The 553-nt window shown below is 70.3% G+C and carries 1 protein-coding gene; it reads right to left on the reverse strand.

What is annotated here, in order from left to right; all coding sequences use genetic code 11:
- On the reverse strand, nucleotides 1-553 hold a 553-nt coding region (locus HMPREF9440_RS11600), incomplete at both ends, for an MBL fold metallo-hydrolase (RefSeq protein ID WP_040765655.1).

The raw sequence follows: 553 nt of genomic DNA on the forward strand, positions 1-553 counted from the left end.
TGGCCGACGCCAAGCGGGCACACGAACCGGACGCCCGTCGAGGCGAGCGCGAGGACGGTCTCCCACTCGAGATGGTCGTAGTGGTCGTGCGTGAGGAGCACGGCGTCGGGGATCGGCATGTCGGCGAGCCCGTATTCGACTTCGAGCGGGAAGGGCTGCCCGACGAAGCTCACCGGCGCGGCGGGGCCGAAGGCGGGGTCCACGAGAAGCGTCACGCCCCCGGCGCGGATCAGGAAGGTCGAGTGCCCGAACCAAACGAGGTTCCCGTCAGGGAGCGCGCACAGGTCGGTCTTTACCGCGGGCACGGGCGCGTCCGGCACGATCCCCTCGCGGTTGCGCAGAAGGAATTCCATGATCGCCTGGGGCTTCGACTTCGTCCCGGCCTCCACGCGCACGGGGACGATGTTCTCAAAGGCTCCCTCGGGCCCTCCGCGCCAGTTGGGGGAGGACATGCAGCGCGCCAAGCGGTCTCCCGTCGGGTTTTGGCCCAAAACCGGATAGCGCACGGCGACGCCGCCCGCCAGGGCGGTGCCGGAGATCGCGAGCGCGCCGA

This window comes from Sutterella parvirubra YIT 11816, from assembly GCF_000250875.1.
Taxonomy (GTDB): domain Bacteria; phylum Pseudomonadota; class Gammaproteobacteria; order Burkholderiales; family Burkholderiaceae_F; genus Sutterella; species Sutterella parvirubra.